Origin of the sequence: Rubellimicrobium roseum (genome assembly GCF_006152145.1) — a bacterium.
In the GTDB taxonomy this organism is placed as follows: Bacteria; Pseudomonadota; Alphaproteobacteria; order Rhodobacterales; family Rhodobacteraceae; genus Rubellimicrobium; species Rubellimicrobium roseum.
The window spans coordinates 1-12957 of the sequence record NZ_VDFV01000014.1 but is presented as its reverse complement, the minus strand read 5'-3'; the positions used below and the strand labels follow the sequence as shown (position 1 = coordinate 12957).

At 71.2% G+C, this 12957-nt stretch carries 12 protein-coding genes and 1 pseudogene; 3 read left to right on the top strand and 10 right to left on the bottom strand.

Going from position 1 to position 12957, the window contains the following annotated elements:
• Positions 1-56 precede the first annotated feature (56 nt).
• The 5 genes from FHG71_RS11525 to FHG71_RS11505 all read right to left on the bottom strand — a co-directional run bounded on the left by FHG71_RS11525 (position 57) and on the right by FHG71_RS11505 (position 5326).
• Positions 57-857 carry a DUF2189 domain-containing protein gene (locus tag FHG71_RS11525; protein ID WP_139081832.1) on the bottom strand — a complete coding sequence of 267 codons (801 nt, stop codon included), beginning with the start codon at positions 855-857 and terminating at the stop codon, positions 57-59.
• 129 nt (positions 858-986) lie between these two features.
• Positions 987-1265, bottom strand: coding sequence for a hypothetical protein (locus FHG71_RS11520; RefSeq protein ID WP_139081831.1), 279 nt, complete (start codon positions 1263-1265; stop codon positions 987-989).
• 115 nt (positions 1266-1380) lie between these two features.
• The gene (locus FHG71_RS11515; RefSeq protein WP_139081830.1) at positions 1381-1581 is read right to left on the bottom strand and encodes a YajG family lipoprotein; all 201 of its coding nucleotides are present in this window, start codon (positions 1579-1581) and stop codon (positions 1381-1383) included.
• Between the two features lie 49 nt (positions 1582-1630).
• Positions 1631-2758 (bottom strand): peptide chain release factor 2, encoded by a 1128-nt coding sequence (gene prfB / locus FHG71_RS11510; RefSeq protein WP_139081829.1) that lies wholly within the window; start codon positions 2756-2758, stop codon positions 1631-1633.
• A 63-nt stretch (positions 2759-2821) separates the two neighbouring features.
• On the bottom strand, positions 2822-5326 hold the full coding sequence (locus tag FHG71_RS11505; protein ID WP_342777515.1) for a penicillin-binding protein 1A: 2505 nt from the start codon (positions 5324-5326) through the stop codon (positions 2822-2824).
• Between the two features lie 153 nt (positions 5327-5479).
• On the opposite strand from FHG71_RS11505, the gene FHG71_RS11500 reads away from it, so the two are divergent.
• A complete protein-coding gene (locus FHG71_RS11500) occupies positions 5480-6085 on the top strand; it encodes a class I SAM-dependent methyltransferase (protein WP_139081828.1) in 606 nt (201 codons plus the stop codon).
• Here FHG71_RS11500 and FHG71_RS11495 read toward each other — a convergent pair.
• Positions 6082-7281 (bottom strand): N-acetylmuramoyl-L-alanine amidase, encoded by a 1200-nt coding sequence (locus FHG71_RS11495; RefSeq protein WP_139081827.1) that lies wholly within the window; start codon positions 7279-7281, stop codon positions 6082-6084. The genes FHG71_RS11500 and FHG71_RS11495 overlap by 4 nt on opposite strands.
• A gap of 154 nt (positions 7282-7435) precedes the next feature.
• Here FHG71_RS11495 and FHG71_RS11490 point away from each other — a divergent pair, with 154 nt between their 5' ends.
• Positions 7436-8182, top strand: coding sequence for a DsbA family protein (locus tag FHG71_RS11490; protein WP_139081826.1), 747 nt, complete (start codon positions 7436-7438; stop codon positions 8180-8182).
• A gap of 1 nt (position 8183) precedes the next feature.
• Here the strand turns inward: FHG71_RS11490 and FHG71_RS11485 are convergent, their stop codons facing one another.
• Positions 8184-9380, bottom strand: a complete 1197-nt coding sequence (locus FHG71_RS11485; RefSeq protein ID WP_176559390.1) for an MFS transporter — start codon at positions 9378-9380, stop codon at positions 8184-8186.
• A 229-nt stretch (positions 9381-9609) separates the two neighbouring features.
• Here FHG71_RS11485 and FHG71_RS11480 point away from each other — a divergent pair, with 229 nt between their 5' ends.
• Positions 9610-10050, top strand: a complete 441-nt coding sequence (locus FHG71_RS11480) for a rhodanese-like domain-containing protein (RefSeq protein ID WP_139081824.1) — start codon at positions 9610-9612, stop codon at positions 10048-10050.
• Between the two features lie 97 nt (positions 10051-10147).
• On the opposite strand, the gene ispG is transcribed toward FHG71_RS11480, so the two are convergent.
• From ispG to FHG71_RS24270, 3 genes and pseudogenes are all read right to left on the bottom strand, one after another.
• Positions 10148-11284: a flavodoxin-dependent (E)-4-hydroxy-3-methylbut-2-enyl-diphosphate synthase gene (gene ispG, locus FHG71_RS11475; RefSeq protein ID WP_139081823.1), complete on the bottom strand. Its 1137-nt coding sequence runs from the start codon at positions 11282-11284 to the stop codon at positions 10148-10150.
• Between the two features lie 72 nt (positions 11285-11356).
• Entirely contained in the window at positions 11357-12649 is a 1293-nt protein-coding gene (locus FHG71_RS11470; protein ID WP_425467352.1) for a helix-turn-helix domain-containing protein, read from the bottom strand.
• Positions 12650-12816: 167 nt separating this feature from the next.
• Positions 12817-12957, bottom strand: a pseudogene (locus FHG71_RS24270) (5-aminolevulinate synthase); the annotation flags it as partial.

Genomic DNA, 12957 nt, shown 5'->3' with positions numbered 1-12957 from the left:
CTCGGACGGAACAACGGACGGGCGCCGCGCTCTCCTCGCGGCGCCCGTCGCCATTTTCAGGCCTCGCGCAGCGCGCGGCGATAAAGGTGCCACGTCGCGTGCCCGAGCACCGGCAGCACCACGATCAGCCCCAGGAACCACGGCACCAGCGCGACCAGCGTCGCCGCCGCGATCAGCAGGGCCCAGGCCAGCATGACGGGCCCGTTCCGCATCACGACGGCAAGGCTCAGGAGCATGGCGCTCACGAAGTCCACCTCCTTGTCGAGCAGCAGCGGCAGGCTCACCACGGTCAGCGCGTAGAGGACGAAGGCCAGCACGCCCCCCACCCCGAACTGCACGGCGATCATCGCCATCCCCTCGCGCGACAGCAGCGCCTCCCAGGACGAGCTGATGTTCGTCAGCGTCGACAGCCCCATGAACAGCGCGAAGATCATGTGGGCCAGGAAGGTCCAGAACAGGAAGTAGATCACGATGATGGCGCCCGCCCAGGGCAGTTGCCGGTTGCGCTCGGCCCAGACCACGCCCAGCACGCCCGCCCAGTCCAGAGACATTCCCCGCTCCAGCCGACGGCTCACCTCGTAGAGTCCCGCCGCCGCGAAAGGCGCCAGCAGCGGGAACCCGAGCGAGGTCGCCAGCACCCAGACCACCGTGCCCGCCCCCAGCCAGACCATCAGGAACCCGCCCACCACATAGACGGCGCTGAAGAACAGCCCGAAGCGCGGCGCGGCGCGGAAATCCGCGACCCCTGCACACAGCGCCGCGCCCAGATCGGCCAGCGTCACCCGTGCCACCTCCGGCAGGGGCGAGGCCGCGGGCAGCGCGGACTCGCTGCGGGCTGGAATGTAGTCGATGTCCATGCGCTCCTCCCTTTCTGATGGGAAGCTTCGCGCGGACAGCGGCACCGGCAAAGAGTTTTCTGCCGATCCCCGGACATGACAGCGCCGCCGAAGCCGATGGGCTCCGGCGGCGCGCGTCGTTCAGGTCGATCAGGCGCAGCCCAGCCGCTGCCGTTCCTCGATGGCCGCCTGGCGGGCGACCTCGGTCTGTTCCGAGTCCTCGATGCGCAGCGCCAGTTCCTGGCACTCGCCCGCGTCGCCGGGAGCGCTGACCGCGTCCGCGACCACGCCGTCCGGAGTCGTGGCGACCGAATCGACATCGGTCGCGCCGATGCCCGTGTTGGTCCCCGACCCGAGGACGGCCCCTTCCTCGCAGGCGGCGACGAAGAGCAGCGCGGCGGCCGCGAGGGCCAGTGGCTTCGAAATCATATAGTGCCTCCTTGGATTACCTTGGGTCAGGTAGGCCACTTCACGAAGGCGTCAATCGCGCGGGCGCTTTGCCGACAACAGCTTACGCCACGTCCCGCGTGATCGGGCTGCGCGGTCAGGACCCGCCGGCGACCACGGCGGCGGTGCCCGTCGCGCCCGGCACGAGCGCCACGGGCGGCGAGCCGGGGGTGGTGGTGACCGAGGCGGCGTCGCCGCTCACCGGATCGACGGTCACGGTGGTCGCGGGCGGCGGCGGCTGGCACGCGGCCAGCATCACCACGCCGGCGCCCAGCACGAGAGAGAGACGAAGTTTCATGTCGAACTCCTTGATGTTCAAGGAGCAGCTAGGCGTCGTCCGGCCGTCGTCAATCTTCCGCGAGCGCCTCGGCCCGGCTCTTGCCGGCCACGTCCTGCGCCAGCGTGGCCGCCATGAACCCGTCGAGGTCGCCGTCCAGCACCCCCTGCGTGTCCGAAGTCTCGAAGCCCGTCCGCAGGTCCTTCACCATCTGGTAGGGCTGCAGCACGTAGGACCGGATCTGGTTGCCCCAGCCCGCGTCGCCCTTGGCCTCGTGCGCGGCGTTGATGGCCGCGTTCCGCTTGTCCAGCTCCATCTGGTACAGCCGCGACTTCAGCGCCTTCATGGCGATGTCGCGGTTCTGGTGCTGCGACTTCTCCGAGGACGTCACCACGATGCCTGTCGGGAAGTGGGTGATCCGCACCGCCGAGTCGGTCTTGTTGACGTGCTGCCCGCCCGCGCCCGACGACCGGTAGGTGTCGATGCGGATGTCCTTGTCCTGCACCTCGATCTCGATGGCGTCGTCCACCACCGGATAGACCCACACGCTCGCGAACGAGGTCTGCCGCTTGTCGCCCGACCCGAAGGGGCTGATCCGCACCAGCCGGTGAACGCCCGCCTCGCTCTTGAGCCAGCCATAGGCGTTGTGGCCGCTGATCTTGTAGGCCACCGACTTGATGCCCGTCTCTTCGCCCGGCGTCTCGGACTGCAGCTCGACCTTGTAGCCATGCGCCTCGGCCCAGCGGACGTACATCCGCGCGAGCATCGACGCCCAGTCGCAGGATTCCGTGCCCCCCGCCCCGGCGTTGATCTCCAAGAACGTGTCGTTGGCGTCCGCCTCGCCGTCGAGCAGCGCCTCCAGCTCCTTGCCGGCGGCCACGTCCTTCAGCGCGCGCAAGCTGGCCTCGGCCTCGGCCACGATCTCGTCGTCGCCCTCGGCCTCGCCCATCTCGATCAGCTCGACGTTGTCGGAAAGCTGCCGCTCCATCGCCTCGACGCCCGACAGCTTGTCCTGCAGCACCTGCCGCTCGCGCATCAGCTTCTGCGCGGCCTCCGGGTCGTTCCACAGCGTCGGGTCCTCGACCCGCGCGTTGAACTCCTCCAGCCGGTGCCGGGCCGTCTCGCGGTCCATGCGGCGGCTCACGAGGTCGATCGACTGGCGGATCGCATCGACGATGTTCTGGGTCTCGGTGCGCATGGAAAGGTCTCCGGGGCTAACCGCGGGGTCATACCCAACCCCGCGCAGCCGGGCAAGGCAGGCTCAGTAGAGCCCGCCCGAGGACAGCGTCCCGAAGCCCGCCTCGGGCGCCACGGTCGCGGTGCCCCCCGTGGATGTCGTGACGTTGCGCGACGCGGCCTGCACCTCCTCCACCAGCGGCAGGTCCCCCACGATCTCGAAGCCGCCATCGAAGGTCACGCCGAAGAGCGGCTCCTCGCCCGCGCGGAAGCATTCCGCCACCACGTTCTCGCCCGCCGCGTCGTCCGGCAGCCGCGCGCCCGAGAAGCGGTCGATCTTGATGAACACGCAGTCGCCCGGCACCGGGAACTCGCCCCCGCCGAAGCGCTCGACCACCGGCTCCATGAACTCCTGGAACACCGGCGCGCAGACGCCCCCGCCCGAGGCCCCGCCCATCGGGCGCGGCGTGTCGTAGCCGATGTAGCAGCCCGCGACGATGTTGGACGAATAGCCGATGAACCACACGTCCTTGGCCTCGTTGGTGGTCCCGGTCTTGCCGGCGATGGGCACGGGCAGCTCGATGGCCTTGTCCGCCGTGCCCCGCTCCACCACGCCTTCCATCATCGAGGTGAGCTGGTAGGCCGTCACCGCGTTCATGATGCGGCTGCGGTCGCTCTGGATCAGCGGCGCCTGCCCCTCGGCCAGCCCGAGGTCGCCGCAGTTCACGCAGTTGCGCTGGTCGTGGCGGTAGATCGTGTGGCCGAAGCGGTCCTGCACCCGGTCCACCAGCGTGGGCTCCACCCGCTCGCCGCCGTTGGCGAACATCGCATAGGCCGCGACCATGCGGAACAGCGTCGTCTCCTGGCTTCCCAGCGCGTTCGACAGGAAGGGGTTCATGTCGTCGTAGACCCCGAAGCGCTCGGCGTAGTCGGCGACCGTCTCCATCCCCACCTCCTGCGCGAGGCGGATGGTCATCAGGTTCCGCGACTGCTCGATCCCCGTGCGCAGGGGCGTCGGCCCATAGAACTGGCCGCTGGCGTTCTGCGGCACCCACAGCCCCTCGGGCGTGTCGATCTCGATGGGGGCGTCCACGACGATGGTGGCCGGCGTGTAGCCCGAATCCAGCGCCGCCGCATAGACGAAGGGCTTGAAGGCCGAGCCCGGCTGCCGCCGCGCCTGCGTCGCCCGGTTGAAGACCGAGGACTGGTAGGAGAATCCCCCCTGGAGAGCGAGCACCCGGCCGGTGTTGACGTCCATGGCCATGAAGGCGCCCTGCACCTCGGGCACCTGCCGCAGCGTCCAGCGCTCGAACGCGCCGTCCTCGCCGCTCCTCTGGCGCACCAGCACCACGTCGCCCCGGTCGAAGTTGTCGTCGAAGCTGCCGGGGATCCAGTCGATGTCCGCGCGCGGCACGACCGGCGCCTCGGCGTGCTCGCCCTCGATGCCCAGCCGCATCTCGGCGTCCCCGATCTCCAGCACGACCGCCGGGTACCAGCGCCCGTCCAGCGTGATGTCGCGCGGCGCGTCGAAGGCGGCCAGCGCCTCGCGCCAGGCCACCTCCTCGTCCAGCGCCTCGGGCGGCAACTGCCCCAGCGTCCCGTGCCACTTGCCCAGGCCCCGGTCGAAGTTCTCCAGCGCCCGCTGGAGCGCGTGCGCCGCGTTCACCTGCAGGTCGGGGTCCATGGTCGCGCGCACCGACAGGCCACCGGTGAAGAACTCCTCCTCGCCGAAGTTGGCCGAAAGCTGGCGCCGGATCTCGTCGGTGAAGTAGTCGCGCGGCGGCAGCGAGGACCGGAAGCTCGGATAGGCCCCCGACTGCACGGTCAGCAGCGGCGCCGCCCGTTCCCGCTCCAGCATGGCCGCGTCGATGTACCCGTCCTCGGCCATGCGGCGCAGCACGTAGTTGCGCCGGTCCACGGCGTCCTCGTAGTTGCGCACCGGATGCAGGTTCGACGGCCGCTGCGGCAGCGCCGCCAGATAGGCCACCTCGCCGGGCGACAGCGCGGAGAGCGGCTTGTTGAAGTAGCTCAGCGCCGCCGCCGTCACCCCGTAGGAGTTCTCGCCCAGGAAGATCTCGTTGAGGTAGAGTTCGAGGATGTCCTCCTTGTCGAGCACCTGCTCGACCCGGATGGCCAGGATCAGCTCCTTCACCTTCCGCTCCACCGACCTCGACCCGTCGAGAAGGAAGTTCTTCATCACCTGCTGCGTGATGCCCGAGCCCCCCCGCACGCTTTCCCCGCGCGTCTGCACCGCCTCCCAGAGCGCCGCCCCGATGGCGCGCGCGTCGAAGCCCGGATGGTGGTAGAAGTTCTGGTCCTCGGCCGCGACGAAGGCGTGCTTCACGAGGTCCGGGATCTCCTCCGAGGGCGTGAACAGCCGCCGCTCGGTGGCGAACTCGTCCACGATGCGCCCCTCGGCGCTGTAGACGCGGCTGATCGTGCGCGGCGTGTACTGGGCCAAGGTCTCGTAGGAGGGCAGGTCCCGGCCATAAATGTAGAGCACCGCGCCCAGCGTGACGGCGCCCATGGCAAGGCCCAAGGTCAGCATCGAGAAGATGCCCCCAAGGAAGGACATGATGAATCGCAGCAAGGGGCCCGTCCGCGCAATCAGAGGAATGGGCCCTTATAGGCGGGAAGCCCGCTCCGGTCAAAAGCCCTGCCCTTGCATTCGGCGCCGTTGCGCTGGAAGCCTTCTCACGAAGGCGTGGGCGGCCGACCCCCGCCGCCAGCGAAAGAGAGGGGCATGAAGCCCGAGGACGTCATCGGAATCTACGACCGCGAGGGGCCTGCCTGGGCCGCCACCCGCGACCGCCGCCTGACCGAACGGCCCTGGATCGACCGGGCGCTGGCCATCGCGCCCCATCCGCGCGGGCGCAAGCGTGTGCTGGACCTCGGCTGCGGCGCGGGCCGCCCGCTCGCCCAGTATCTTCTCGACTGCGGCGCGCAGGTGACGGGCGCGGACGCCTCGCGCCCGATGATCGAGCTCTTCGCCCGCACTGTTCCCCGCGCCGTGGCGCTGCACGCCGACATGCGGACGCTGCGGCTCAGCCAGGATTTCGACTTCGTCCTGGCCTGGGACAGCTTCTTCCATCTCTCGCCCGACGACCAGCGTGCGATGTTCCCGGTCTTCGCGGCGCATCTCGCCCCGGGCGGCGTGCTCCTCTTCACCTCAGGCCCCGAGGCCGGCGAGGCCATCGGCCGCATCGGCGAGTCCGACCTCTACCACGCGAGCCTGTCCCCGCAGGAATACCGCAGCCTCTTCGACACCCACGGCTTCGAGGAGCTGGGCTTCTGGCCCGAGGAGCCCGCCTGCGGCGGCCGCACCATCTGGATGGCGCGCCGGACCTAACGGCGCAGCAGCCCGGCCCGTTGCGCCTCGGCCTCCGACCAGGCCCGCAGCGCCGCCACGATCCCCCGGACGATGGGGGCCCGTCCCTCGGGGCGCGACAGCCGGGCCCGGTCGCCCGCGTCCGACAGGAACCCGGCCTCCAGCAGCACGCTCGGAAAGTCTGCCGCGTTCAGCACGGCAAGCTGCGCCTGCCGCAGCGCGTGCCCGTTCACCGGCGCCCCCGCCCGGCCCAGCTCGCGCGCCAGCGTCTCGGCCAGCCGCAACGAGGCCGGCGCCGTATCCAGCCGCGCGAGATCCATGAGCGCCGTCGCCACCGCGTCGTCCTGCCCCGTCAGGTCCAGCCCCGCGATCAGGTCGCCGCTCCCGTGCCGCTCCACCATCCGCCGCGACGCCTCGCCCACCGCCTCGTCGGTCAGCGTGTAGACCGAGGCGCCCGAGGCGCTGTCCTCCTCCAGCGCGTCCGCGTGAAGCGAGATCAGCACGTCCGCGCTCCCCGCCCGCGCCAGCGTCACGCGATCCTGCAGGGGCACGAAGACGTCGGCCTCGCGGGTCAGCACCGCCTCGATCCCCGCCCGCCCCAGCGCCGCGGCCAGTTCCTGCCCCAAGGCGAGCATCAGATGCGCCTCGCGCAGCCCCTCGCGCTCGGCGCCGGGGTCGATGCCGCCATGGCCGGGGTCGATGGCCACCACGAAGCGGTCCTCGGGGGGTGGCGGGGCCGGCTCGGGCGCGGGCGGCGCCCAGCCCTCGTCGGCGGGCGCGCCGGACCGGGCGGCAAAGCTTGCCTCGTCCGTGGGGTCGAGCCGCAGCCGCAGCCGCGCGGCGCCCGTGCCCTCGTCCACCTGCATCCCCGCCTCCGCGACCACCGCCGGGCCGCCCAGCGCCACCACCAGCCGCGACCAGCCCGCCTGCATCGCGCCGAAGCTCACCCCGATCGCGTTCGCGGCCTCCAGCAAGGCCTCCGCCTCGACGCCGGTCCAGTCGAGCCCGCGGAAGTCCACGACCAGCCGCGGCGGCTCGTCCAGCGTGAAGACACGCCACGGCACGGCCCGGCTCAGGGCGAGCTCGACCTCGATGCCTCCGCTCCAGCCCCGGTCGGCGATGCGGCTCCCCTCCGCCTCGACCCGCGCCGGCGCCTCGGCCGCCGCCGGCCCCGCCATCACCGCCAGCGCCAGCGCCGCCCGGCCCAGCCATCCCATGCCCGACTCCCTGCCCGTTTCCCCGGACCTCGCGCGCCCCGCCCCGCCCCGTCAAGCGGTCCCTTGGGGCTCAAGCCTGCGTGAGGTCGCCCGCGCCACTTCCCAAGCGCGCCGCGGTGTGATGGGATCGCGCGACTGTTCCGGGAGCCCCGCCATGATCCGCCGCCTCGCCTTCGCCGCCCTGCTGGGGGCCGCCGCGCTTCCCGCCGCCGCGCTCGACCTCGGCGCCATGACGCCCGAGGAGAAGGAGGCCTTCGGCGCCCAAGTCCGCGAATACCTCCTCCAGAACCCCGAGGTCCTGACCGAGGCCATCTCCGTCCTCGAAACCCGCGAGCAGGAGCGCCAGGTCGAGGCCGACCGCGCGCTTGTCCAGCAGCATCTCGACGCGCTGGTGAACGACGGCCATTCCTGGATCGGCGGCAATCCCGACGGCGACATCACCGTGGTCGAGTTCATGGACTACCGCTGCGGCTACTGCCGCCGCGCCTTCCAGGAGGTGGAGGACCTCGTGGCCGGCGACGGCAACATCCGCTTCATCCTCAAGGAATTCCCCATCCTGGGCGAGCAGAGCGACCTCGCCTCGCGCTTCGCCATCGCCGTCCACCAGCTCCACGGCGACGACGCCTACAAGGACGCTCACGACGCGCTGATGCTGATGCAGACCGACGTGGACGAATCCGCGCTGCGCCGCCTGGCCGAGGGCCTGGCGCTCGACCCCCAGCCGATCCTCGACCGGATGGAGGCGCCCGAGGTGACGGCGGTGATCGACGCCAACCACCAGCTCGGCCAGACGCTCGGCATCTCGGGCACGCCCACCTTCGTGATGGGCGACCAGATGGTGCGGGGCTACGTGCCGCTGAGCGGGATGCAGGCCCTCGTCGCCGACGAGCGCGCGGGCTGACTCAGGCCAGCGCCGCCCCCCGCGCCTCGCGCACCGCCAGCACCACGAGCCCCGCCGCCAGCGCGGCCTCGGCGGCGGCCAGCGCCGCGAAGGTGCCCTGCAATCCCAGCGGGCCCACCAGCGGCGCCGTCAGCAGCGGCGAGGCGAACTGACCCGCGAAGAAGGCGGTGGTCAGCATCCCCGAGGCGCGGCCCCGCAACTGGGGCGGCACGGTCGCCATCCAGTAGGTCGTGTAGTTGGGCATCGACGGCCCCATGCCCGCCCCCATCACCGCCACGCCCAGCGCCGCGACCCAGGCGTTTCCGGCCAGCGCCACGATCCCCATGCCCAGCGCCATGACGCCCCAGCCCAGCGCGAAGATCGCCATGAAGCCCAGGTGCCGCCGGATGCGGCCGTAGGACAGCGCGCCGGGGATCGAGGTCACGGTCATGATCGCCATGATCCCGCCCATCGCCGCCGGGCTCCGGACGCCCAGTTCGCCCAGCAGGAACGGCAGCCGCGTCGGCATGACGTAGAACACCGTCATGAACAGGAACGACAGCGGCCCCACGAAGGCGAAGACCTTCCAGGGCACGACCGCCCCCGTCCCCCCGACCGCGCGCGGCCGGTCCCGCCGCGCCCGCGCGTGCGGCGCCAGCGTCCGCAGCGCCAGGGCCGTCACCGGCACCACCAGCAGGTAGGTGGCAAAGGCCCCCCGCCAGTGGAGCGACGCGAGCAGCCCGCCCAGCAGCATCACCACGATCCCGCCGACCGAGATCGCGGCCCCCTGCCGGCCCAGGTAGCGCTCGCGCGCCGGACCCTGCCACAGGTCGGCGGCCCAGGTCGTGGCCAGGATCATCGTCCCCGCGACCCCGACCCCCAGCACGAGCCGCCCGGCCAGCATCGCCCCGAGCCCGTCGACCCACAGCCCCGAGGTGCCCCCCAGCGCATAAAGCCCGCCCACGGTCAGCAGCATCGCCTGCCGGTCGATCCGGTCGGCGAGCCACCCCATCAGCCCCGCGCTCAGCACGATCGCGGCCGAAGGCAGCGTGAGCAGCAGCCCCGCCAGCGTCCCGATTCCCGGCACGTCGGCATAATGCGCGGTCAGCGCGGGCAGCGACGGCGAGATGGTGGCGTTCGCCATGATGGTCAGCGCCGACAGCATCAGCACCGACAGAGTCAGCAGGCGTCCCGGCGGGCTGGCCAGGGGATCGGTCATGACGGAAATCCTCCCGGAGGCACGGCCGATCGGCAGAACCACGCCGAGTCCGCCGGCGCAAGCGGAGGCCCGCGCATCCAGCTCGGCCCGATCGGCGGAAAACACCACGGTCCAGACACAGTTTTTGCCATATTCAGCCTCACGGAATAGGAACAATGACACATCACGACATTGTTTTTGAATGCGGCCGGGGGAACTCTCGTAGGTCGCGCCAGAAAGGGACACCGCCATGTATCTCGCGCCGGTCGACGGTCCGGAAGCCATGCGCCTCCTTGCGAACGGTGCGCTCGTCGTGGACATCCGGGATGAGGAGGAGCGCTCGCGCCTCCATATCCCCGGCTCGATCCATGCCTCGGTGAACCGCCCGCTCCTCCCGATCCAGGACGAGGTGCCGGCCGTCGTGTTCCACTGCAGTTGCGGCCGCCGGGCCGAGGACAACGCCTACCGGCTCAAGGACCTGACCACGGCCCCCGCCTACATGCTGCGCGGCGGCCTCGACGCCTGGGTCGAGAACGGCCTTCCCGTCGTCTCGCGCGGCGGCCTGTCCTATGCGCTGCGCCAGCACGGCCATGCCGTCGTCATGGGCCTCGTGGCCCTCGGCGGCGCCCTCGTGACCCAGGCGCTGAGCCCCGCCGTCCAGAAGCTGTCCATGGTGGTCGGCCTGCGCTAGGGGCAAAACCCCTCCCCCGCCGGAGCGCCGGCCTCTCCTAACCCCGACGCCGCGGGCCCGCTTCCGCGCCACAGGGACCGCGCTCTCCGGCCCCGACCTACTCCGCGGCCTGCGCCGGCGCGGCGGCCCGCTCGGCCTCCAGCTCCGCCGCCTTGGCCTCGACCTGGCTGACGATGTGGTCGATCATCCGGTCGTTGTCCATGCGGTGGCTCTGCTTGCCCGCCAGGTAGACCATCCCGTGCCCCGCGCCGCCACCCGTGAAGCCCACGTCGGTCATCAGCGCCTCGCCCGGACCGTTCACCACGCAGCCGATGATCGACAGCGACATCGGCGTCTTGATATGCGCCAGCCGCTTCTCCAGCGCCTCGACCGTCCTGATGACGTCGAAGCCCTGCCGCGCGCAGGACGGGCACGAGATGATCTGCACCCCCCGGTGCCGCAGCCCCAGGCTCTTCAGGATCTCGTAGCCGACCTTCACCTCCTCGACGGGGTCCGCCGACAGGCTCACCCGGATCGTGTCGCCGATCCCCATCCACAGGAGGAACCCGAGTCCCACCGCGCTCTTGACGGTGCCGGTCATCAGCCCGCCCGCCTCGGTGATCCCCAAGTGCAGCGGCGCATCCGTCACCTCGGCCAGCGCCTGATAGGCGGCGGCTGACAGGAACACGTCCGACGCCTTCACGCTGATCTTGAACTCGTGGAAGTCCAGATCCTGCAGCAGCTTGATATGATCGAGGCCCGACTGCACCATCGCCTCCGGGCAGGGCTCGCCGTACTGCTCCAGCAGATGCCGCTCCAGCGACCCCGCGTTCACCCCGATCCGCATGGAGCAGCCGTGGTCCCGCGCGGCCTTGACGACCTCGCGCACCCGCTCCGGCGAGCCGATGTTGCCGGGGTTGATCCGCAGGCAGGCCGCGCCCGCCTCGGCTGCCTCGATGGCGCGGCGATAGTGGAAATGGATGTCCGCCACGATCGGCACCGGGCTTTCCCGCACGATCTCGCGCAGCGCCCGCGTCGACTCCTCGTCGGGCGTGGACACCCGCACGATGTCCGCCCCCGCCTCGGCCGCCGCCAGCACCTGCGCGACGGTGCCGGCCACGTCGGTCGTCAGCGTGTTGGTCATGGTCTGCACGCTGATCGGCGCGCCCCCGCCCACGGGGACGTTGCCGACCATGATCCGGCGCGACGGGCGCCGGTCGATGTTGCGCCACGGACGGACGGGGTTGTGCGTCATGGAAACGGCTCCTGAACGGGGTCGCCCGACACCTAATGGCAGCCCGCCGCGCCCGCAACCGGGCGCGAGGCCTCACTCCGTCCCGGGCAGCACGGCGCCGGCCGGCAGCGCGCCGGGCGCGGGCTGCGACGCTTCGGCGACGGCGACGTATTCGGCCAGCTTCTCCTCCTGCGCGGGATCGGCTGCGGCATAGGCCGTGGTGATGTCCTGCGGCGACAGCGCCACGTTCGATGTGACCTGCCCCGCCGCGCCCACCGGCCCATAGGGCACGCCGTTCACCGCCATGTAGAGCGCGCCCGAATCCCCCACGCGCATCGTCGCGGGCTCTTCGGTCGCGGGCAGTTCGAAGGTGTCGCCGGGCGCCAGGATGCCCTCGAAGATCACCGACCCGTCGGGCGCGTTCACCCGCACCCAGGCGTCGCGCGCGGCCACCAGCTCCACCTTGGGCGCGGGGCCGGTCGTGACCTGCACCCCGTCGGGATCGGCCGGGTCGAGCCCCAGCGCGTTCGCCAGCGCCACGTCCACGCCATCCACCCCAGCGGCGGGCGTCGTGGGCGCGGGCGGCGGGCCATAGACCGGCACGTCCGACGCGGCGACCTGCACGGTCACGTTCAGGTCGTTCCGCGGCACGGCCGTCACCGTCGAGGGCCCCAGCGTCCCCACCGTCTCGGGGTCGAGCGCGGCGATGGGCCCGTCGCGGGGCACCAGCACCGGCACGTCCAGCGCCTCGGGGCGATAGAGCCGGTCCAGCGCCTCGGCCGAGGGCACCTCGATCGAGGCGAACTGCGCCGCGTCCTCCACCTCGGGACGCGAGCCGCCGGCCAGCGGGTCGACCTCCGCGATCACCGTGGGCGGCTGGTCGACGGGGGCCAGCGTCACCTTCTGGACCTCGCGCAGCACCATCCAGCCGCCGTAGCCCAGGCCCGACAGCAGCGCCACGAGCACGAGGACCGAGCCGATGGCGCGCGGCTCCAGGTTCGCCAGCAGGCCGTCATCAAGGAACGGGCCCGACTGGACGGCGAAGATCTCGCGGCCCAGGCCGGTGTTCGCGACCTTCTCTTCCTTGGTCGCCTTCACCACCGAGGCGGCGGGCGACATCCCGTGCGCGGTGGTGAAGCCCGACTCGCGGCAGAAGGTGTCGAAAGCCCAGTCCGGGTCCATGTTGAGATAGCGCGCGTAGGAGCGCACGTAGCCCGCGATGAAGCCGGGCGTGTCGAAGGCCGACGGATCGGCGTTCTCGATGGCGGCGATGTAGGCAGCCTTGATCTTCAGCTCGCGCTGGACGTCGAGCAGCGACTTGCCCAACGTCGCGCGCTCGCCGCGCATAAGGTCGCCCAAGCGCAGATCAAAGGCGTCGAACCCCATCGAGTCCGACTCCTCAACTGCCTTAGCGCGCAGAAACCCACGCCCGATCATGCCTTTGCCCCGCGTCCCGTCCCGCCCCTCCGGCCCCTCTTGCGATTCGATAACAGGGGGCCGTTTCCGGCGAAACTATCACGACCGTTGCGGTCGTGCATCATCGGAACGTGATGTCACCCCGCAAGTTCGGCACGATTTAGCGCACAATGGCTCCAAAGCGAGTCCAAAGAGCGCACGAGCGCATCCATTTCCTTCGGCCCATGCACGGGCGACGGCGTGAAGCGCAGCCGCTCGGTCCCGCGCGGGACGGTGGG